This window comes from Streptomyces roseofulvus (assembly GCF_039534915.1).
GTDB lineage: Bacteria > Actinomycetota > Actinomycetes > Streptomycetales > Streptomycetaceae > Streptomyces > Streptomyces roseofulvus.
In genome coordinates, this window is record NZ_BAAAWE010000001.1 from 4179207 (window position 1) to 4197999 (window position 18793).

Sequence of the window (18793 nt, forward strand, 5' to 3'; positions counted from 1 at the left end):
GGTTTATCCACAGGCCAGTTGACGATTCTGTGGACAACTCCCCTGAAGAATCAAATGGTTTAGCGAACTCTAGGGGAATTGGTGCTGTTTACGGTCAATGCGTCCAATGTCCTTTTGTTGACCTCGCGTTCGGTGGCCGCCGTCACGAACGCCGCGACCCCGTCCAGGCCAACCAGCGCCTGGACGGCCCTGATCGTGTCCGCCGGAATCTGCACCGGACGCGGCTCGTCGTCCCGGGAGGGCGGCATGTCGGGAGACAGATGGATCTGCAGGTGACGGGTCGCCAGGATCCGCATGGCGCGCGCGAGTTCGGCGTCCACGGTCTGCTGCGCGAGCGGACGGAGGCGGCGCACCATCGTGGCCGCCTCGGCCGCGTCGGAGTCGGTCGGCGGCCGGTGCTCCAGATACCGGGCGAAGACGTGCTCGGTGGTGAACTCCAGGAAACGGCCCGCTATGTGCTCCACCTGCTCCCGAAGTTCCCTCAGGTGCCCGGTGATTGCCGACAGCGGCACACCGGCCGCATGCAACTCCACGGCCACCGCCAGTTCTTGGGGGCTCGGGACCAGGTACTCCTCGGTGTCCCGGCCGGGGATCCGCTCCAGCACCCCGAGCTCGACCGCCTCCCGGACCGCCTCCTCGTCCGGGGTGCCGCCGAAGCGGGCGTCCAGCTCCGCGCGGGTGATCCGGGCCGCCTCCTCGTCGGTCCACGGCCCCTGGACCTCGGCGACGAGCCCGAGCACCCCGCCCAGCCCCCGCCCGGTGTCCCAGGCGTCGAGCAGCTCCTTGATCGACGCCAGTGTGTAGCCCCGGTCCAGCAGGTCCGCGATCTGGCGCAGCCGGGCCAGATGGCTGTCCCCGTACACGTTCGACCTGCCCCGGCGCTCCGGGCGGGGCAGCAGACCGCGGTCCTGGTAGGCGCGGATGGTCCGGACCGTGGCCCCGCTGTGATGGGCGAGATCCTCGATCCGGTACTCCGGTCGCACTGCTGACTGCTCGGACAAACCCGCTCCCACCGACCGATCGCTCCACCCCGCACGGGGCCCCTCATGCGAGGGATCGTACGACCGTCCGCCCGCCCCGGCCCCCGGCCGGAGGGCCGGGACCCGGGCGGTGACCCGCTCCGGACGGACGGCCGCGGCCTCCCGCTACGCCGGCGGCTGCCAGCGGGCCAGGGCGCGCAGGGCGCCCGGCGCCAGCCGGGAGAGCGCGTGGGCGCTGCGTGCCTCCGGTGTGACCGGCACGACCGCCCGGTCGTGCAGCACCGCCCCCAGGATCGCGTCCGCGACCTTCTCCGGCGGGTAGTTGCGCAGCCCGTACAGCCGCGACACCTTGCGCTGGCGGCGCTTCTCCTCCTCCGCGTCCGTGACCCCGGCGAACCGGGCGGTGGCCGTGATGTTGGTGTTCACGATCCCCGGACAGATCGCGCTCACCCCGATGGACTGCCCGGCCAGTTCGGCCCGCAGGCACTCGCTCAGCATCAGCACCGCCGCCTTCGAGGTGCTGTACGCCGGCAGCGCCCGGGAGGGCTGGAAGGCCGCCGCGGAGGCGGTGTTGACGATGTGGCCGCCCTGGCCGCGGGCGGCCATCTGCGCCCCGAATATCCGGCAACCGTGGATCACACCCCACAGGTTGACGTCCAGGACCCGCTTCCACTCCTCGCTGGTGGTCTCGAAGAAGGAGCCGGTGAGTCCGATCCCCGCGTTGTTGACGAGGACGTCGACGATGCCGTAGTCGGCGGCCACCTTGGCCGCCAGCTTCTCCATCGCCTGCTCGTCGGAGACGTCCACCGTCTCGCCCCAGGCGTCACCGGCGCCGATCAGCCGCGCCATCTCGGCCGTCCGGGCCGCGCCCTCGCCGTCCCGGTCCACCGCGACCACCCGGGCCCCGGCCTCCGCGAACGCGAAGGCGGTGGCCCGCCCGATGCCGCTGGCGGCGCCGGTGACCAGTACCAGCTGCCCGCCGAACCGCTCCGCGTACTCCGGCCGCACCCCGCTCTTCGCGGTCGTCTCCGCCACCGGCCGCGGCGCCCGCGTCTCCGGCTCCTCGTGGGTGCGGACGAAGTCCGTGATCCACGCGGCCAGCTGGTCCGGCCGGGTGCGCGGCACCCAGTGCTTCGCCGGCAGGGTGCGCCGGGTCAGCTCCGGCACCCAGGCGGCCAGGTCGTCGTAGAGCCGCTCGGAGAGGAAGGCGTCCCCGGTCGGCGTGATCAGCTGCACGGGCACGTGCGCGAAGGCGTCGGGGCGCGGCCGGGAGAGCCGGGCCCGGATGTTGTCCCGGTAGAGCCAGGCGCCGTGGGCCGCGTCGCTCGGCAGCGAGGGCGTCGGGTAGGCGTCGGACGGGATCCCCTCCACCCGCTCCAGGAGCTTCGGCCAGCGCTTGCCGAGCGGGCCGCGCCAGGCCAGCTCCGGCAGGACGGGGGTGTGCAGCATGTACACGTACCAGGACTTGGCGCCCTGCCCGAGGAGCTGCCCGACCCGGCGTGGGGTGGGGCGGGTCATCCGGTTCTTGATCCAGTGCCCGAAGTGGTCGAGCGAGGGGCCCGACACGGAGGTGAACGAGGCGATCCTGCCCTCGGTGCGCTCCACGGTCGCGAACTCCCACGCCTGCACCGAACCCCAGTCGTGCCCGACGAGGTGGACCGGCCGGTCCGGGCTGACCGCGTCGGCGACGGCCAGGAAGTCGTCGGTCAGCTTCTCCAGGGTGAAGCCGCCCCTCAGCGGTGCCGGCGCCGTCGAACGGCCGTGGCCCCGCACGTCGTACAGCACGACGTGGAACTCCCCGGCGAGCCGGACCGCGACCTCGGACCAGACCTCCTTCGAGTCCGGATAGCCGTGCACGAGCACCACCGTCGGCCGGCGTGCGTCGCCGAGCTCGGCGACGCACAGCTCGATCCCGCCCGTCCGGACCCGGCGCTCCCGCGCCCCGTCGAGTCCCGCCCCCGCCATCACACCGCTCCTTCGTTCCACCGCCGCACGTGCGGCAGGTCGTCGTCCAGCCAGAACGCGCTCTGCTCGGGGTCCCTGGAGTCGGTGACGACCAGGATCTCCTCGAACTTCGCGCCCGTCCCCCGGAATCCGAGGTGGGGTTCGACCGCCCAGAGGCCCGGAGTGGGCGGGTGGTCGGAGAACTTGTACGGGGACCAGAGCGGCGACCAGCCGTCCCGGTGGCCGTGCACGGCGTCGCTCAGCAGGCCCTTGAGGGACTGGGCGCCGAAGCCGAAGAGGGTCGGGGTGAAGCGCCGCTCCCGCACCCGGTCGATCTTGTGGGCGATCACGCCGAACGGATAGGCGCGGTGCCGGTTGGCGTACCCCTGGCGGACCATGAGCCGGTCCACGTCCTCGTATATCTCGCGCAGGCTGCGCCGCTCGCGGACCTCGCGCAGGATCAGCTCGCGGTGGTCGCGCAGGTCGGCGAGGAGCTTGTCGTGCAGCGGGTTGAGCCCGAGGCAGCCGCTGTACCCGATGTCCGCCGTGTACCCCTTGTACACGGGCGCCATGTCGAGGATGAACGGCATCCCCGCCTCCAGGCGCCGGTCGGTGGGGAAGAACTGCAGCGGGATCTTGAAGTCGACGAAGGCGGTGCGGTCGCCGAACCAGGCGAACGGGCGGTGGAACCAGTCCTTCACCCCGCGCTCGTACAGCCACTCGCGCTGCATCCGCGCCGCCTCGCGCTCGGTCACACCCGGCTTGAGCTGGGCCGCGACCGCTTCCGCGCAGGCGTAGGAGAGCTGCTGTACGTCCCTGAACCCCCGCAGTTCCGCGGTCAGTTCGCTTGCCACTGCTGAGGTCATGCCACCCGCCCGTCCGGTGTGAGCGTACGGTCGCACTACGCGTCCGTAACTTGACACCGATGAATGTGACAATGCCCGGCGGCTACGTCAAGGGGTGTGCACGAGGCCCTGTGGAAAACTCCGTCCCCGAGACCCCGACGACTTTCGTCGCGACGACTCTCGGGGTTCGTACGCCGGAAGTCGGAGAGGGTTCGAGCCGTAGGGCTGACGACGGCTGTGGCGCCCGCCACTACCGTCGAACCGTGACTGTGATCGCCACCGAAAGCCTCAGCAAGCGGTTCCCCCGGGTGACCGCTCTCGACCGGCTCTCCCTGGACATCGGGCCCGGTGTGACCGGACTGGTGGGTGCCAACGGAGCCGGCAAGTCCACGATGATCAAGATCCTGCTCGGCCTCTCCCCCGCCACGGAGGGCCGCGCCGAGGTCCTGGGCCTCGACGTCTCGACGCACGGCCCCGAGATCCGCGAGCGCGTCGGGTACATGCCCGAGCACGACTGCCTGCCGCCGGACGTCTCGGCCACCGAGTTCGTCGTCCACATGGCGCGGATGTCGGGGCTGCCGGCGACCGCCGCCCGCGAGCGGACGGCCGACACCCTGCGCCACGTCGGCCTGTACGAGGAGCGCTACCGCCCCATCGGCGGCTACTCGACCGGCATGAAGCAGCGGGTGAAGCTGGCCCAGGCCCTGGTCCACGACCCCAAGCTGGTCCTCCTCGACGAGCCGACCAACGGCCTCGACCCGGTCGGCCGGGACGAGATGCTCGGCCTCATCCGCCGCGTCTGGACCGACTTCGGCATCTCCGTGCTCGTCACCTCCCACCTCCTCGGCGAGCTGGAGCGGACCTGCGACCACGTCGTCGTCATCGACGGCGGAAAGCTGCTGCGGTCCAGCTCCACCAGCGACTTCACCCGCACCACCACGACCCTCGCGGTCGAGGTCACCGACTCGGACGCGCACCCGGACGGCACCGGCGCGCTCCGCGCGGCCCTCGCCGAGGCCGGCGTCACCCTCCACGAGGGCGTCGAGGAGGGCCTGCCCGGTGCCGGTCACATCCTGCTCCTGGAGGCCGCCGGCGAGGAGACGTACGACCTGGTGCGCGACACCGTCGCCGGCCTCGGCCTCGGCCTGGTCCGCATGGAGCAGCGCCGCCACCACATCGCCGAGGTCTTCCGTCCCGAGGCCGCCGCGCAGCACGAGGAGGTGAAGGCCCGATGAGCACCCCCGCCCCCGAGGCCGCCCCCGACACCACCCGGATCCACAACATCGGATACCGGTCCTACGACGGCCCCAGGCTCGGCCGCTCGTACGCCCGCCGCTCGCTCTTCTCGCAGTCCCTGCGCGGGGCGTACGGCCTGGGCCGCAGCGCCAAGTCGAAGGTGCTGCCGATGCTGCTTTTCGCCGTGATGTGCGTGCCCGCGCTGATCGTCACCGCGATCGCGGTGTACATGAAGAACGAGAAGCACCTCATGGAGTACACCCAGTACGCGGTCTACCTCCAGCTCGTCATCGCCGTCTACCTGGCCTCCCAGGCCCCCCAGTCGGTCTCCCGCGACCTGAGGTTCCGGACGGTGCCGCTGTACTTCTCCCGGCCCATCGAGCGGGTCGACTACGTGCTCGCCAAGTACGGGGCCATGGCGTCGGCGCTGTTCGTCCTCACCGCCACCCCGCTGCTGATCATGTGGGTCGGCTCGATGCTGGCCAAGATGGACTTCGCCGAGCAGGCCAAGATGTTCGGCCAGGGGCTCGTCTCCGTCGCGATCCTGTCGGTGCTCTTCGGCGGCATCGGCCTGGTCATGGCCGCGCTCACGCCGCGCCGCGGCTTCGGCGTCGCCGCCGTGATCGCCGTCCTCACCATCACCTACGGCGCCGTCTCCACCCTCCAGGGCATCTCCTACGCCACCGACAACACCGACGCCATCGCCTGGCTCGGCCTGTTCTCCCCCCTCACCCTCGTCATCGGCCTGCAGAACGCCTTCCTCGGCGCTCCCGCCTCCTTCCCCGGCGAGATGTCGGTCGGGACCGGAGTCGGCGTGGTCTACCTCCTGGTCGTCCTCGGCCTCGTCGCCGCCTGCTACGGCATCCTGATGCGCCGCTACCGAAAGGTCGGACTGTGAGCACCCTGCACATCGACCACGTCTCGCGCTGGTTCGGCAACGTCGTCGCGGTCAACGACGTCACGATGTCGATCGGCCCCGGCGTGACCGGCCTGCTCGGCCCCAACGGCGCCGGGAAGTCCACCCTCATCAACATGATGGGCGGCTTCCTCGCCCCCTCCACGGGCAGCGTGACCCTCGACGGCGAGCCGGTCTGGCGCAACGAGTCCGTCTACCGTTCCATCGGCGTCGTCCCCGAGCGGGAGGCGATGTACGACTTCCTCACCGGCCGCGAGTTCGTGGTGGCCAACGCGGAGCTCCAGGGCCTCGGCGCGACGGAGGCCCAGAAGGCCCTCGCCACCGTCGAGATGGAGTACGCGCAGGACCGGAAGATCGCCACGTACAGCAAGGGCATGCGGCAGCGCGTGAAGATGGCCTCGGCCCTGGTCCACGAGCCGTCCGTGCTGCTGCTCGACGAGCCGTTCAACGGCATGGACCCGCGCCAGCGGATGCAGCTCATGGAGCTGCTGCGGCGGATGGGCGCCGACGGGCGCACGGTGCTGTTCTCCTCGCACATCCTGGAGGAGGTCGAGCAGCTCGCCTCCCACATCGAGGTGATCGTCGCCGGCCGGCACGCCGCCTCCGGCGACTTCCGCCGGATCCGCCGTCTGATGACCGACCGGCCGCACCGCTATCTGGTCCGCTCCAGCGACGACCGGGCGCTCGCCGCCGCGCTGATCGCCGACCCGTCGACGGCCGGCATCGAGGTCGACGCGGTGGAGGGCGGACTGCGGATCCAGGCCGTCGACTTCGGACGGTTCACCGAGCTGCTGCCGCAGGTCGCACGCGCGCGTGGGATCCGGCTGCTGACGGTGTCGCCCTCCGACGAGTCGCTCGAATCCGTCTTCTCGTATCTCGTCGCGGCCTGAAAGGAGCACGATCCCGATGTACGACCCCACCGTCGCCCGGCTCACCTACCGGGCCCTCCTGGGCCGCCGCCGGGCGGCGATCCTCTTCCTGCTGCCCGGCCTGCTCCTGCTCATCGCCACGGCCGTCCGGATCATCAACGGCGCGGACGACCAGGTCGCGGCCGACCTCCTCGGCGGTTTCGCGCTCGCCACGATGGTGCCGCTGATCGGCGTCATCGCCGGCACGGGCGCGATCGGCCCGGAGATCGACGACGGCTCCATCGTCTACCTGCTCTCCAAGCCGGTGAAGCGGCCGACGATCATCACCACCAAGCTGATCGTGGCCATCGCCGTGACCATGGCCTTCTCGGCCGTGCCCACCCTGATCGCCGGCTTCATCCTGAACGGGAACGGGCAGCAGGTCGCCGTGGCCTACACGGTCGCCGCGCTGGTCGCCTCCATCGCCTACAGCGCGCTCTTCCTGCTGCTCGGCACGGTCAGCCGGCACGCCGTGGTGATCGGCCTGGTCTACGCCCTGGTCTGGGAGGCGCTGTTCGGCTCCCTGATCGCCGGCGCCCGCACCCTCAGCGTCCAGCAGTGGTCGCTCGCCCTCGCCGAGAAGGTCACCGGCGAGGGGCTGATCAGCTCCGACGTGGCGCTGCCGACGGCGTCGGTGCTGCTGATCGCCGTCACGATCGGGGCCACCTGGTTCGCCGGCCACAAGCTGCGCACGCTGACGCTGGCCGGCGAGGAGTAGGCCGGCCCCGGACGGGGCGTCAGACGGTACGGTCGCGGGCGGCGAGCAGGCCGACGCCCGCGGCCGCCGCGCAGACACCGAGCACCAGCGAGATCGGCAGCGTCCACGAGCCGGTCGCCTGATGCAGGGCACCGGCCGCCAGCGGACCCGCGGCCGCCATCAGATAGCCGACGGTCTGGGCCATCCCGGAGAGCCGGGCGGCCGTCGGGGCGTCCCCGGTCCGCAGCACGATCAGGGTCAGCGCGAGCCCCAGGGCCCCGCCCTGGCCGACGCCGAGGACCGCCGACCACAGCCAGGCGCCCTCGGCCGGGGCGACGAGCAGCCCCGCGTACCCGGCGGCGACCAGCGTCGTCACCAGCACCACCAGCGGGCGCTGGCTGCGCCTGCGGCCCGCGAGCAGCGGCACCGCGAAGGCCCCGGCGACCTGGATCAGGTTGTTGAAGGCGAAGACCACACCGGCCTCGGAGCGGCTCATCCCGTGGTCGGTGAAGATCGTCGGCATCCAGGCGATCAGCACGTACGACCAGAGCGACTGCAGGCCCATGAAGAGGGTCACCTGCCAGGCGAGCGCCGAGCGCCACACCCGCGCCGGGGCGGCGCCGGCGGCCGGGACGGCCCGTACCTCGTGACCGGTACGGCCCCGGGCGATCAGCACCTGGGGCAGCCAGGCCACCGCCGCCACCAGGGCGAGCAGCGACCAGGAGCCGAGCGAGCCCTGCCAGCCGCCGCCGAGCGCCTCCTCCAGCGGGACCGCGGCCGCGGCGGCGACGGTCGCGCCGGCGACCATCGCCCCCGTGTACACGGAGGTCATGGCGGCCGCCCGGTCCGGGAAGTCCCGCTTGACCAGACCCGGCATCAGCACGTTGAGCAGGGCGATCGCGGTGCCGACGAGGACGCCGCCGCCGTACAGCGCCGCCACCGACGGCAGCAGCCGCAGCAGGATGCCGCCGGCGAGCAGCAGCAGCGCGGCGAGCACGGTCCGCTCGGCGCCGAAGCGGCGGCCCAGCCAGGGCGCGACCAGCGCGCCGAGGCCGAGGAAGAGCACCGGGATCGAGGTGATGAGCGATCCGGCGGTCGAGGAGAGGCCGAAGGCCCCGGCTATCTCGCCGACCAGCGGCGCCACGCTCGCCAGCGCGACCCGCATGTTGAGCGAGGCGAGCACGATCCCGGCGAGCAGCAGCAGCGGATGGGCGAGCAGCGCGCGCCGCGCGGCGGTCCCGGCGGCCGAGGGGCGTACGTCGGCCTCGGCGTCGACCAGCACGCGCGCGGGGCCCGTCTCCGTACCCCTCACGCCCCCGCCTCCCGGCTCTCCTCCAGCAGCGCCGCCACCGTCTCCGCCGGGACCCGCAGCAGCTCGCGGGCCTGCTGTTCGGCCCCGTCGGGGTCGCCGGCCTCGATCGCGGCGACCAGCGCCTCGTGGACGTCGATGTCGACCGGCGGCATCGCGCGGTCGCCGAGCGCCTCGACCAGGACCTCGTGGACCTGCGCCGAGAAGAAGCGGTAGACCTCGATGAAGGCCGCGTTGTGGGTGGCGGCCACCACCGCGAGGTGGAAGGCGAGGTCCGCGTCGGCGTCCCGGTCGCCCTCCTCGCGCAGGGTGGTCAGGGCGGCGCGCAGCCGCAGCAGGTCGTGGGTGTCCCGCCGTTCCGCCGCGAGCCGGGCCGCCTCCGCCTCCAGGGCGGTCCGCAGTTCCAGGACGTCGCGCGCGCCCGCGTGCCGGACCCCGCGCAGGACGGCGGCCGGGTCGGCGGTGGAGCGGACGAAGGTGCCGTTGCCCTGCCGGGACTCCAGGAGCCCGGCGTGGACGAGGACCCGGATCGCCTCGCGGACGGTGTTGCGTCCGACGCCCAGCTGCTGGGCGAGCTCGTGCTCGGTCGGGATGCGGTCGCCGACGGCCCACTCGCCCTCGGCGAGCTGGGCCCGCAGCTGCTCCACCGCGGAGTCCACCAGCGAGGTGCGCCCCGCCGCTCTCAGTGCCGCCATTCCGTCCCGTCCCTCCGTACCCGATTCGCCCGGTTGCCCAGTCATCCTACAAGTCATCCACAGACGTGCTCACAGTCACCGAGGCGCCGCCCGGGGACCGGACTACTGTGGGCTCGTACGTGCACCGAACACCCTCATCACCCTCGGGAGTCAGTCATGTCAGACCGCTTCGACGTCGTCGTACTCGGAGCTGGCCCCGGCGGCTACGTCGCCGCCATCCGCGCCGCCCAGCTGGGCAAGCGGGTCGCGGTCGTCGAGGAGAAGTACTGGGGCGGTGTCTGCCTGAACGTCGGCTGCATCCCCACCAAGGCGCTGCTCCGCAACGCCGAACTGGCGCACATCTTCAACCACGAGGCGAAGACCTTCGGCATCAAGGTCGACGGCTCGGTGACCTTCGACTACGGCGACGCCTACCGCCGCAGCCGGACGGTCGCGGACGGCCGCGTCAAGGGCGTCCACTTCCTGATGAAGAAGAACGGCATCACGGAGTTCGACGGCCGGGGCACGTTCGTCGACGCGAACACCCTCCAGGTCGCGAAGGCCGACGGCACGACGCAGACCATCACCTTCGACAACTGCATCATCGCCACCGGCGCCTCCCCGCGCCTGCTGCCCGGCACCGCCCTGAGCGACCGCGTCGTCTCCTACGAGCAGCAGATCCTGGCCGAGGACGCCCCGAAGTCGATCGTCATCGCGGGTGCCGGCGCGATCGGCATCGAGTTCGCGTACGTGCTGAACAACTACGGCACCAAGGTCACCATCGTCGAGTTCCTCGACCGGATGGCCCCGCTGGAGGACGAGGAGGTGTCGAAGGAGCTGGCGAAGCAGTACCGCAAGCTCGGCATCGACGTCCTCACCTCGACCCGGGTCGACGCGATCGACGAGTCCGGCCCGCAGGTGCGCGTCACGGTCACCGGCAAGGACGGCTCGCAGAAGGTCCTGGAGGCCGACAAGGTCCTGCAGGCCATCGGCTTCGCGCCGAACGTCTCCGGCTACGGCCTGGAGAACACCGGTGTCGCGCTCACCGAGCGCGGCGCGATCGACGTCGACGGCCGCTGCCGCACCTCGGTCCCGAACATCTTCGCCATCGGTGACGTCACCGCGAAGCTGATGCTCGCGCACACCGCCGAGGCCATGGGCGTCATCGCCGCCGAGACCATCGCGGACGCCGAGACGATGGAGCTCGACTACGCGATGATCCCGCGGGCGACGTACTGCCAGCCGCAGATCGCGAGCTTCGGCTACACCGAGGCGCAGGCCCGCGAGAAGGGCTACGACGTCAAGGTCGCCAAGTTCCCCTTCATGGCGAACGGCAAGGCGCACGGCCTCGGCGACTCGACCGGCTTCGTCAAGATCGTCGCCGACGCCAAGTACGGCGAGATCGTCGGCGCCCACCTGATCGGCCCGGACGTCACCGAGCTGCTGCCCGAGCTGACGCTGGCCCAGCAGTGGGACCTCACCGTCCACGAGGTCGCGCGGAACGTGCACGCCCACCCCACCCTGGGCGAGGCCGTCAAGGAAGCCGTCCACGGCATCGCCGGCCACATGATCAACTTCTGAGTCCCGTCCGGCCTCATAGGCCGCGCACGGCCCCAGGTGATAGGCACTGAGAAGTGCCGAGCGAAACCTTCCCGGGTGGCGAACCGTCCCGACCGATCAGGTCGTGGGTGCGTTCGTCACCCGGCACGCATCTCTGGCTCGCGGTCATCGCGGTCACCAGCCTCACCCTCGCGCTCTCCCCGGCGGGGCTGGACACGTACTTCCTCCACCGGAACAGCAGCAACCTCCACCAGCTCGCCCACCACCCGGTCCGCGCCCTGCTCGGCAGCGCGTTCTGGATCGAGGACCCGGCCGACCTGCTGCTGTACGCCGTGCTCTTCGAGGTACTCCACGCCCCCGTGGAGCGCTGGCTGGGCACCGCCAAGTGGCTGTTCACCGTCGCCACCGCGCACATCGCCGCGACCCTCGTCAGCCAGCAGGTCGTCCTCCTGGCGATCCGCGACCACGACGTGCCCCGCAGCATGGCGCACGTCGTCGACATCGGCGTCAGCTACGGCCTCGCCGCCTCCGCCGGAATCCTCACCTACCGGATCGCCCGGCGGTGGCGCCCGCTCTACCTCGCGGCGGCGGTGGCCTTCTTCCTCGTCCCGCTGCTCGCCGACCGCACGTACACCGACCTCGGGCACGCCCTCTCGCTGGCGATCGGCCTGGCCTGCTACCCGCTCACCCGCCGTCCGGCGGCGCACGAAAAACCGGTCGCACCCGAACAGGAGCCCGGCGCACACTAGTTGTGCGGGGGACACGGGGGATCCCCCGGTGGCGGCCGCTTCGAGCGCGCGGATCCCCGGATCCGCGCGGGCCGCGACCGACGAAGGCCCGCTCCCCTCGGGGAGCGGGCCTTCGCACGGAATCTCCGGACGGCTCAGGCCGCCAGCAGACGCTCCAGGACGAGCGCGATGCCGTCCTCCTCGTTGGAGGCCGTCACCTCGTCCGCCACCGCCCGCAGCTCCTCGTGCGCGTTCCCCATCGCGACCCCGTGCGCGGCCCAGCCGAACATCGGGATGTCGTTGGGCATGTCGCCGAAGGCGATGGTCTCCGCGGCCTTGACCCCGAGCCGGCGCGCCGCCAGCGAGAGGCCGGTCGCCTTGCTCAGCCCGAGCGGCAGGATCTCCACGATCCCGGGACCCGCCATGACCACGTCGACCAGACCGCCGACGCCGGCGCGGGCGACCGCGGTCAGCTCGTCGTCGGTCATCGCCGGGTGCTGGATGTAGAGCTTGGTGAGCGGCGCCGCCCACAGCTCGGCCGGGTCCTCGTACGGCACGTACGGCAGCGGACCCTCCTGCGCCCGGTAGCCGGGGCCCATCAGGACCTCGCCCTCCAGGCCGTCCCGGCTGGCGGCCAGCGCCAGCGGGCCGACCTCCGCCTCGATCTTGGAGAGGGCGAGCCCGGCGAGCTGCCGGTCCAGCGTCAGAGAGGTCAGCAGCCGGTGCTCGCCGGCGTGGTAGACCTGCGCGCCCTGTCCGCACACCGCGATCCCCTGGTAGCCGAGGTCGTCGAGGATGTGCCGGGTCCAGGGCACCGCCCGGCCGGTGACGACGATGTGCGCGGCGCCCGCCGCCGTGGCGGCGGCGAGGGCGTCCCGCGTACGGGCCGAGACGGACTCGTCGGCCCGCAGCAGCGTGCCGTCGAGGTCCGTCGCGACCAGGCGGTAGGGGAAGGGGCTCACTTGGCGATCGGCTCCAGGACCTCGCGCCCGCCCAGGTACGGCCGGAGGACCTCCGGGACGCGCACCGAACCGTCGGCGAGCTGGTGGTTCTCCAGGATGGCGACGATGGTCCGCGGAACGGCGCACAGCGTGCCGTTCAGCGTGGCGAGCGGCTGGACGGTCTTCTTGCCGCCCTGCTCCTCGCGCATGCGGACGGAGAGGCGGCGGGCCTGGAAGCCGTCGCAGTTGGAGGCCGAGGTCAGCTCGCGGTACTTGCCCTGGGTGGGGATCCACGCCTCGCAGTCGAACTTGCGGGAGGCCGAGGCGCCGAGGTCACCGGTGGCGACGTCGATCACCTGGAAGGGCAGCTCCAGGGAGGTGAGCCACTGCTTCTCCCACTCCAGGAGCCGCTTGTGCTCGTTCTCCGCGTCCTCGGGCGCGACGTACGAGAACATCTCGACCTTGTCGAACTGGTGGACGCGGAAGATCCCGCGGGTGTCCTTGCCGTACGTGCCGGCCTCGCGGCGGAAGCAGGGCGAGAAGCCCGCGTACCGCAGCGGCAGCTTGTCGGCGTCGATGATCTCGTCCATGTGGTACGCGGCGAGCGGGACCTCGGAGGTGCCGACCAGGTAGTAGTCGTCCTTCTCCAGGTGGTACACGTTCTCCGCGGCCTGGCCGAGGAAGCCGGTGCCCTCCATGGCGCGCGGGCGGACCAGCGCGGGGGTGAGCATCGGGATGAAGCCGGCCTCGGTGGCCTGCGCGATGGCCGCGTTGACCAGGGCGAGCTCCAGGAGGGCGCCGACGCCGGTCAGGTAGTAGAAGCGCGACCCGGAGACCTTGGCGCCCCGCTCGACATCGATGGCGCCGAGCGCCTCGCCGAGCTCCAGGTGGTCCTTGGGCTCGAAGCCCTCGGCCGCGAAGTCGCGGATGGTGCCGTGCGTCTCCAGGACGACGAAGTCCTCCTCGCCGCCGACCGGCACGTCCTGGTGGACGATGTTGCCGAGCTGGAGGAGGAGCGTACGGGCCGTCTCGTCGGCCTCGTTCTGCTCGGCCTCGGCGGCCTTGACGTCGGTCTTGAGCTGCTCGGCGCGCTGGAGGAGCTCGGCGCGCTCCTCCGGGGTGGCCCTGGGGATCAGCTTGCCGAGCGCCTTCTGCTCGGAACGGAGCTCGTCGAAGCGGACGCCGGACGACCTGCGCCGCTCATCGGCGGAGAGCAGGGCGTCGACGAGGCCGACGTCCTCTCCACGGGCGCGCTGGGAGGCGCGAACACGGTCGGGGTCCTCACGGAGCAGGCGAAGGTCAATCACCCCACCAGGCTACCGGTGCGCGCTCGCGCGACCCCACCGGATATGCGGGCGCGTGTTGGTATGCCCGAATTGACGGTCTTTGGAATTCCATCGAATCGAGTTATCCACAGGGTGTGTGGAAGTTCTGTGGATTCCCGGCCCGCGACCTCTGAATTGCGTGATCAAACACGATTCCCGCACTCATTTCGAGGGGAATCGCTCGCTCCGGAGGGTGAGGGTCGAGGGGCCGCTCTGACGTGGGGCGCTGTGGGTTCTGTGGACGGAGGGCATCCGCGCGAGGGGTGATGAGGGCGATTTGTCGACCTTGTCGAGGGCGGGTGTCGACTTGTCCCCAGCCTGCGGGCCAAGCCTGTGGATAACCGTGGGGAGAAACCTAAAAGTATGCAGGTAGGACTAATGAACCCTGCCTGTGGACGAACGGACGCACGAGCTGCGCCGCTCGGTCAGTATCGCGGTCAGGCCCTGCCGTCCTGGGCCCTCGCCAGCCAGTCGGAGGCAGCCGTGAACTCCTCGTCCGAAGTCCCCCGCCGCAGCGGCCTGACGTCCGCGCGGGACGCACCGGCCCGCGGATACGAGCCGAGGAAGCGCACCTGCGGACAGATCCGCTTCAGACCCATCAGCGCCTCGCCGACCCGCCGGTCCGACACATGGCCCTCGGCGTCCACGGCGAAGCAGTAGTTCCCGATCCCCGCCCCCGTCGGCCGGGACTGGATCAGCATCAGGTTCACCCCACGCACCGCGAACTCCTGGAGGAGTTCCAGAAGGGCACCCGGATGATCGTCACCCAGCCACAGCACCACCGAGGTCTTGTCCGCGCCGGTCGGCGCCGCCGGCCGGGCCGGCCGGCCCACGAGCACGAACCGCGTCTCCGCGTTCTCCGCGTCGTGGATCTCCTTGACCAGTGCCTTCAGGCCGTACGTCGCCGCCGCGAACTCGCCCGCGAAGGCCGCGTCGAACCGCCCCTCCTGCACCAGCCGGGCCCCGTCCGCGTTCGACGCGGCCGACTCCCACACCGCCTCAGGCAGGTTCTTGCGCAGCCAGTTGCGCACCTGCGGCTGGGCCACCGGGTGGCCCGTCACCGTCTTGATGTCCGACAGCGCGGTCCCGGGGCGCACCAGCAGCGCGAAGGCGATCGGCAGCAGCACCTCGCGGTAGATCATCAGCGGCTCGCCGGAGGCCAGCTCGTCGAGGGTCGCGGTCACCCCGCCCTCGACCGAGTTCTCGATCGGCACGAGCGCGGCGGCCGCCTCCCCGTTCCGCACGGCGTCGAGCGCGGCCGGGACGGAGACCATGGGGACGAGCTCCCGCGTGGCCGCCTCGGGCAGGCTCCGCAGCGCGGCCTCCGTGAACGTGCCTTCGGGGCCGAGGTAGGTGTACCGGGTGGCGGACATACCGTCACCCTAATGCGCCCCGGCGCCCGCGCCCGTCTCGTCTCAGCCCTCAAACAGGCGTCGGCCCGGCACCCCGGCCGGCCCCGGGGCTCAGCCCTCCAGCAGCCGCTGGCCGACGTACTCGCCCTCGGCGGCCCCGCCCGGCGCGGCGAAGAGCCCGCTCGACTCGTGCCGGATGAACGCGGAGAGCGCGTCGCCCCGGTCGAGCTTGCGCTGCACCGGCACGAAGCCGCGCAGCGGATCGGCCTGCCAGCAGACGAAGAGGAGCCCGGCGTCCGGGGTGCCGTCCGCGCCGATGCCGTCGTGGAAGGAGAAGGGCCGGCGCAGCATCGCCGCCCCGCCGTTCTGTTCGGGGGCGGAGATCCGGGCGTGGGCGTTGTCGGGGATGGCGAGCTTTCCGTCCGGGCCCCGCTTGTCCAGGTCGAGCGGGGTCGTCTCGGAACCGCCGGACAGCGGCGCCCCGTCCGCCTTGCGGCGGCCGATGACCCGCTCCTGCTTCTCCGGGGACAGCCCCTCCCAGTCGTCCAGGAGCATCCGGATCCGCCGCACGACCGCGTACGAGCCGCCGGCCATCCAGTCCTGGGCGCCGGTCGCGTCGGCCGGGACGAAGATCCGCCGGTCGAAGTCGGGGTCGGTGGTCTTCGGGTTGTTGGTGCCGTCGACCTGGCCCATCAGGTTCCGGGCGGTCATCGGGCGGGCGGTCGCCCCGGCGGAGCGGTTGAAGCCGTTCATCTCCCAGCGCACCCGGGCCGCGTCCCCGGCGTCCTTCTGGAGCGCGCGCAGCGCGTGGAAGGCGACCAGGGCGTCGTCCGCCCCGATCTGCACCCACAGATCGCCCTCCGAGCGCTTGGGGTCGACCGCGTCGGAGGAGAAGGCGGGCAGCGGGTCGAGCTGCGTCGGGCGGCGGGCGGTCAGCCCCGTCCGGTCGAAGAAGGTGCGGCCGAAGCCGAAGGTGACGGTGAGGGAGGACGGGCCGGCGTCCCGCGCGATCCCGGTGTCCCCGGACGGCGCCTCGCCCGCCATCAGGGTCCGCGCCGTCGCCGACCAGCGGCGGAGCAGCGCGGCGGCCTCCTTGCGCCCGGCGCCCGGTGCGAGGTCGAAGGCGACCAGATGGCCGCGCGACTGGAGCGGGGTGGTGATGCCGGGCTGGTGGCGCCCGTGGAAGGCCACCTCGGTGGCCCCCACCGAGGTGAGCGCCGGGGAGCCGCCGGCGCCGGGCGCGCTGTCGTCCCCGGAGACGGCCGACGCGATGCCGGCACCGCCGGCGGCGCCGATGACGAGGCCGGCGGCGCCCGCCGCGCCGACGGTGCCGAGCAGCCGGCGCCGGGAGATGTCGAGGTGGCCGTCGTCGGACGCGGGGGCGGAGGCGTTGCCGGACGCGGGGCCGGTCACGGGGTTGTTCACGGGCATTCAGCCGATCTTGATGTTCTTCTCGATGGTGGTCTGGTCGATCTCGGAGGTGCGGACCGTCACCTGGACGCGCCAGTCGCCGGGCAGCGGGAGCTGCACGCCGCTCGCGCTCCAGTGGCCGGCCTGGATCCGGTCCGGGGCGACGGGCAGCGGGCCGACGCCCTTCTCCTCCAGGGTCAGGTTCACCTTGATCTCGGGGACGTCCAGCGGCTTGCCGTCGGGGCGCTCCACGAAGAGGTGCAGGGCGTTGGCGCCGGTGCGGCCCGGGTCGAGGCTGAGCCGGACGACGCCCTGGCCGTCCGCGCCACCGGTGTCGAAGGGCAGCCGGATGTCCACCGGGCGGTCCGGGACCGCGGCGGAGCCGGCGGTCGTGCCGCCGGCGCGGGCGGCCTCCTCCTCGGTGCGGCCGGGTTCGGTGGAGGTGAGGACGGTGGTCACGGCGAGCAGGACGACAGCCACGGCGGCCTCGGTCAGCACCGAGCGGCGCAGTCCGGTCCGCTCGGGGTCGGCGTCCCGGGCCTTCTTCCGCCGGGCGGTGGCCATGGCGGCCCGCTGCCGCGCGAGCTGGGCGGCCCGTTCGGCGTCCGGCGCCTCCTGCGGGCCCTGCTCCTCAGGCTCCTCTTCGCCGGGGTCCGGATCCGTCTCGGCGTCCGCGGCGGCGGCCGCGCCCACCTCGGCCTCCGTCCCCGCGGCCGTCTCCGTCCCGGGGGCCGTCTCGGTCCCGGCGGGCCGTTCCGCCAGCCGCCGGGTCCAGCGGCGGGAGATCCAGGCGATGCCGACGAGCACGCCCATCAGGCCGATCTTGACCAGCAGCAGCTGCCCGTACCGGGTGCCGGTGAGGGCGGACCAGGAGCCGACCTGGCGCCACGACTGGTAGAGGCCGGTGGCCACCAGGACGGCGACCGAGGCGAAGGCGACGCGGGAGAAGCGCTCGACCGCCGCGCGTTCCACCGAGGGTGCCCGGTAGAGGGCGACCAGCAGGGTGGTGAGCCCGCCGAGCCAGGCGGCGACGGCGAGCAGGTGCAGGATGTCGACGGGCATGGCGATGCCCGGCTGGATGCCGGTGGAGGCGTGCTCGGCCAGCGCCCAGGTGCCGGCGACGCCCGCGGCGACCACGGTGCCGCCGAGGCCCAGGCCGAAGGCGAGGTCCTTGCGCTCCTTCGGGTCGGTGCGCCGGGCGTACGCGCCGAAGAGGACGGCGACGAACAGCGCGGCCGCCCCCAGCAGGAGCAGCCGGGAGGTGAGCGCCGCCCCGGTCTTGGTCTGGAGCACGGCCTGGAGGCCGGCCAGGTCGAAGACGTCGGCGAGCCTGCCGGATCCGGTGTACGGGCCGCGCAGCAGCAGCATCACCAGCGTGGCGCCGGTGAGCGCGAGCCAGCCCCGGACGACGGTCTGCTGCACGGGCCGCACGCCCGCCCCGCGCGGCCAGCACAGCAGCACGAAGGCGCCGCCGCCGACGAGGACGGCGAAGCCCGCGTACGACAGATAGCGCGCGATCCCGTAGAGGGCGCCGACGACGCCTCCGCCGGGCGTCTGCTCGGGCAGGGCGACCGAGGTGGCGGAGGGCGCGCCGATGGAGAAGGTGAAGGCCCCGGCGATGGGGTGGCTGTCGGCGGAGACGGTCTGCCAGGCGACGGTGTAGGTGCCGTCCGGCAGACCGGCCCGCAGGGCCACGCCGTACTTGACGACGGCGCCGCTGCACAGGTCGATGATCTCGCCGGTGTCGGCGCGCCGGCCCGAGGGGTCGAGGACCCGGATCGAGTCGGCGCTCATGGCGACCTGCTCCGAGAAGGTGAGGCCGACCTCCTCGGGGGCGGTGGCGACCACCGCCCCGTCCTTCGGGTCGCTCCCGGTCAGCGCCGCGTGCGCGGAGGCGGGGGCGGCGCCGGCGAGGAGCACGCCCAGGAGCGCGGCCGCGAGGACCAGCATCCGGGTCAGGGCGGTGCC

The 18793-nt window shown here is 72.4% G+C and carries 16 protein-coding genes; 6 read left to right on the plus strand and 10 right to left on the minus strand.

Annotated features, from left to right (window positions below; all coding sequences use genetic code 11):
• Positions 1 to 59: 59 nt before the first annotated feature.
• The 3 genes from ABFY03_RS19195 to ABFY03_RS19205 form a co-directional block, all read right to left on the minus strand.
• On the minus strand, positions 60 to 1001 hold the full coding sequence (locus tag ABFY03_RS19195) for a MerR family transcriptional regulator (protein ID WP_346170443.1): 942 nt from the start codon (positions 999 to 1001) through the stop codon (positions 60 to 62).
• 144 nt (positions 1002 to 1145) lie between these two features.
• The gene (locus ABFY03_RS19200) at positions 1146 to 2945 is read right to left on the minus strand and encodes an SDR family oxidoreductase (RefSeq protein ID WP_346170444.1); all 1800 of its coding nucleotides are present in this window, start codon (positions 2943 to 2945) and stop codon (positions 1146 to 1148) included.
• Positions 2945 to 3790, minus strand: coding sequence for a M24 family metallopeptidase (locus ABFY03_RS19205; RefSeq protein ID WP_346170445.1), 846 nt, complete (start codon positions 3788 to 3790; stop codon positions 2945 to 2947). Before ABFY03_RS19205 ends, ABFY03_RS19200 begins: the two co-directional genes overlap by 1 nt.
• 248 nt (positions 3791 to 4038) lie before the next feature.
• On the opposite strand from ABFY03_RS19205, the gene ABFY03_RS19210 reads away from it, so the two are divergent.
• From ABFY03_RS19210 to ABFY03_RS19225, 4 genes are read left to right on the plus strand one after another with little or no spacing between them, the layout of a single operon-like run.
• Positions 4039 to 5004, plus strand: a complete 966-nt coding sequence (locus tag ABFY03_RS19210) for an ABC transporter ATP-binding protein (protein ID WP_319011756.1) — start codon at positions 4039 to 4041, stop codon at positions 5002 to 5004.
• A complete protein-coding gene (locus ABFY03_RS19215) occupies positions 5001 to 5903 on the plus strand; it encodes an ABC transporter permease (protein ID WP_319011582.1) in 903 nt (300 codons plus the stop codon). The genes ABFY03_RS19210 and ABFY03_RS19215 overlap by 4 nt, the downstream gene beginning before the upstream one ends.
• A complete protein-coding gene (locus tag ABFY03_RS19220) occupies positions 5900 to 6811 on the plus strand; it encodes an ABC transporter ATP-binding protein (protein WP_319011583.1) in 912 nt (303 codons plus the stop codon). Before ABFY03_RS19215 ends, ABFY03_RS19220 begins: the two co-directional genes overlap by 4 nt.
• A 16-nt stretch (positions 6812 to 6827) precedes the next feature.
• Entirely contained in the window at positions 6828 to 7547 is a 720-nt protein-coding gene (locus tag ABFY03_RS19225; protein ID WP_319011584.1) for an ABC transporter permease subunit, read from the plus strand.
• A gap of 19 nt (positions 7548 to 7566) precedes the next feature.
• Here the strand turns inward: ABFY03_RS19225 and ABFY03_RS19230 are convergent, their stop codons facing one another.
• Positions 7567 to 8838: a CynX/NimT family MFS transporter gene (locus tag ABFY03_RS19230; protein WP_346170446.1), complete on the minus strand. Its 1272-nt coding sequence runs from the start codon at positions 8836 to 8838 to the stop codon at positions 7567 to 7569.
• Positions 8835 to 9530 carry a FadR/GntR family transcriptional regulator gene (locus ABFY03_RS19235; RefSeq protein ID WP_319011586.1) on the minus strand — a complete coding sequence of 232 codons (696 nt, stop codon included), beginning with the start codon at positions 9528 to 9530 and terminating at the stop codon, positions 8835 to 8837. Before ABFY03_RS19235 ends, ABFY03_RS19230 begins: the two co-directional genes overlap by 4 nt.
• 156 nt (positions 9531 to 9686) lie before the next feature.
• Between ABFY03_RS19235 and lpdA the strand changes: the two genes are divergently transcribed.
• A complete protein-coding gene (gene lpdA, locus ABFY03_RS19240; RefSeq protein WP_319011587.1) occupies positions 9687 to 11090 on the plus strand; it encodes a dihydrolipoyl dehydrogenase in 1404 nt (467 codons plus the stop codon).
• 107 nt (positions 11091 to 11197) lie between these two features.
• Positions 11198 to 11818, plus strand: a complete 621-nt coding sequence (locus ABFY03_RS19245) for a rhomboid-like protein (RefSeq protein ID WP_346170447.1) — start codon at positions 11198 to 11200, stop codon at positions 11816 to 11818.
• A 134-nt stretch (positions 11819 to 11952) separates the two neighbouring features.
• Here ABFY03_RS19245 and ABFY03_RS19250 read toward each other — a convergent pair whose 3' ends face one another.
• From ABFY03_RS19250 to ABFY03_RS19270, 5 genes are all read right to left on the minus strand, one after another.
• On the minus strand, positions 11953 to 12759 hold the full coding sequence (locus tag ABFY03_RS19250; protein ID WP_319011589.1) for an HAD family hydrolase: 807 nt from the start codon (positions 12757 to 12759) through the stop codon (positions 11953 to 11955).
• Positions 12756 to 14045: a serine--tRNA ligase gene (gene serS / locus ABFY03_RS19255; protein WP_319011590.1), complete on the minus strand. Its 1290-nt coding sequence runs from the start codon at positions 14043 to 14045 to the stop codon at positions 12756 to 12758. The genes ABFY03_RS19250 and serS overlap by 4 nt, the downstream gene beginning before the upstream one ends.
• Positions 14046 to 14500: 455 nt before the next feature.
• Positions 14501 to 15436, minus strand: a complete 936-nt coding sequence (gene pheA, locus ABFY03_RS19260) for a prephenate dehydratase (RefSeq protein ID WP_319011591.1) — start codon at positions 15434 to 15436, stop codon at positions 14501 to 14503.
• A gap of 90 nt (positions 15437 to 15526) precedes the next feature.
• Positions 15527 to 16846 carry an iron uptake transporter deferrochelatase/peroxidase subunit gene (efeB, locus tag ABFY03_RS19265; RefSeq protein ID WP_346170448.1) on the minus strand — a complete coding sequence of 440 codons (1320 nt, stop codon included), beginning with the start codon at positions 16844 to 16846 and terminating at the stop codon, positions 15527 to 15529.
• Positions 16847 to 18775: a copper resistance CopC/CopD family protein gene (locus ABFY03_RS19270; RefSeq protein WP_346172270.1), complete on the minus strand. Its 1929-nt coding sequence runs from the start codon at positions 18773 to 18775 to the stop codon at positions 16847 to 16849.
• Between the last annotated feature and the right edge of the window lie 18 nt (positions 18776 to 18793).

Coding starts and splice junctions, on each gene's coding strand:
- ABFY03_RS19200 (WP_346170444.1), bottom strand. CDS start 2,945: ATGGCGGGGGCGGGACTCGACGGGGCGCGGGAGCGCCGGGTCCGGACG.
- ABFY03_RS19205 (WP_346170445.1), bottom strand. CDS start 3,790: ATGACCTCAGCAGTGGCAAGCGAACTGACCGCGGAACTGCGGGGGTTC.
- ABFY03_RS19215 (WP_319011582.1), top strand. CDS start 5,001: ATGAGCACCCCCGCCCCCGAGGCCGCCCCCGACACCACCCGGATCCAC.
- ABFY03_RS19225 (WP_319011584.1), top strand. CDS start 6,828: ATGTACGACCCCACCGTCGCCCGGCTCACCTACCGGGCCCTCCTGGGC.
- ABFY03_RS19235 (WP_319011586.1), bottom strand. CDS start 9,530: ATGGCGGCACTGAGAGCGGCGGGGCGCACCTCGCTGGTGGACTCCGCG.
- lpdA (WP_319011587.1), top strand. CDS start 9,687: ATGTCAGACCGCTTCGACGTCGTCGTACTCGGAGCTGGCCCCGGCGGC.
- pheA (WP_319011591.1), bottom strand. CDS start 15,436: ATGTCCGCCACCCGGTACACCTACCTCGGCCCCGAAGGCACGTTCACG.
- efeB (WP_346170448.1), bottom strand. CDS start 16,846: ATGCCCGTGAACAACCCCGTGACCGGCCCCGCGTCCGGCAACGCCTCC.
- ABFY03_RS19270 (WP_346172270.1), bottom strand. CDS start 18,775: ATGCTGGTCCTCGCGGCCGCGCTCCTGGGCGTGCTCCTCGCCGGCGCC.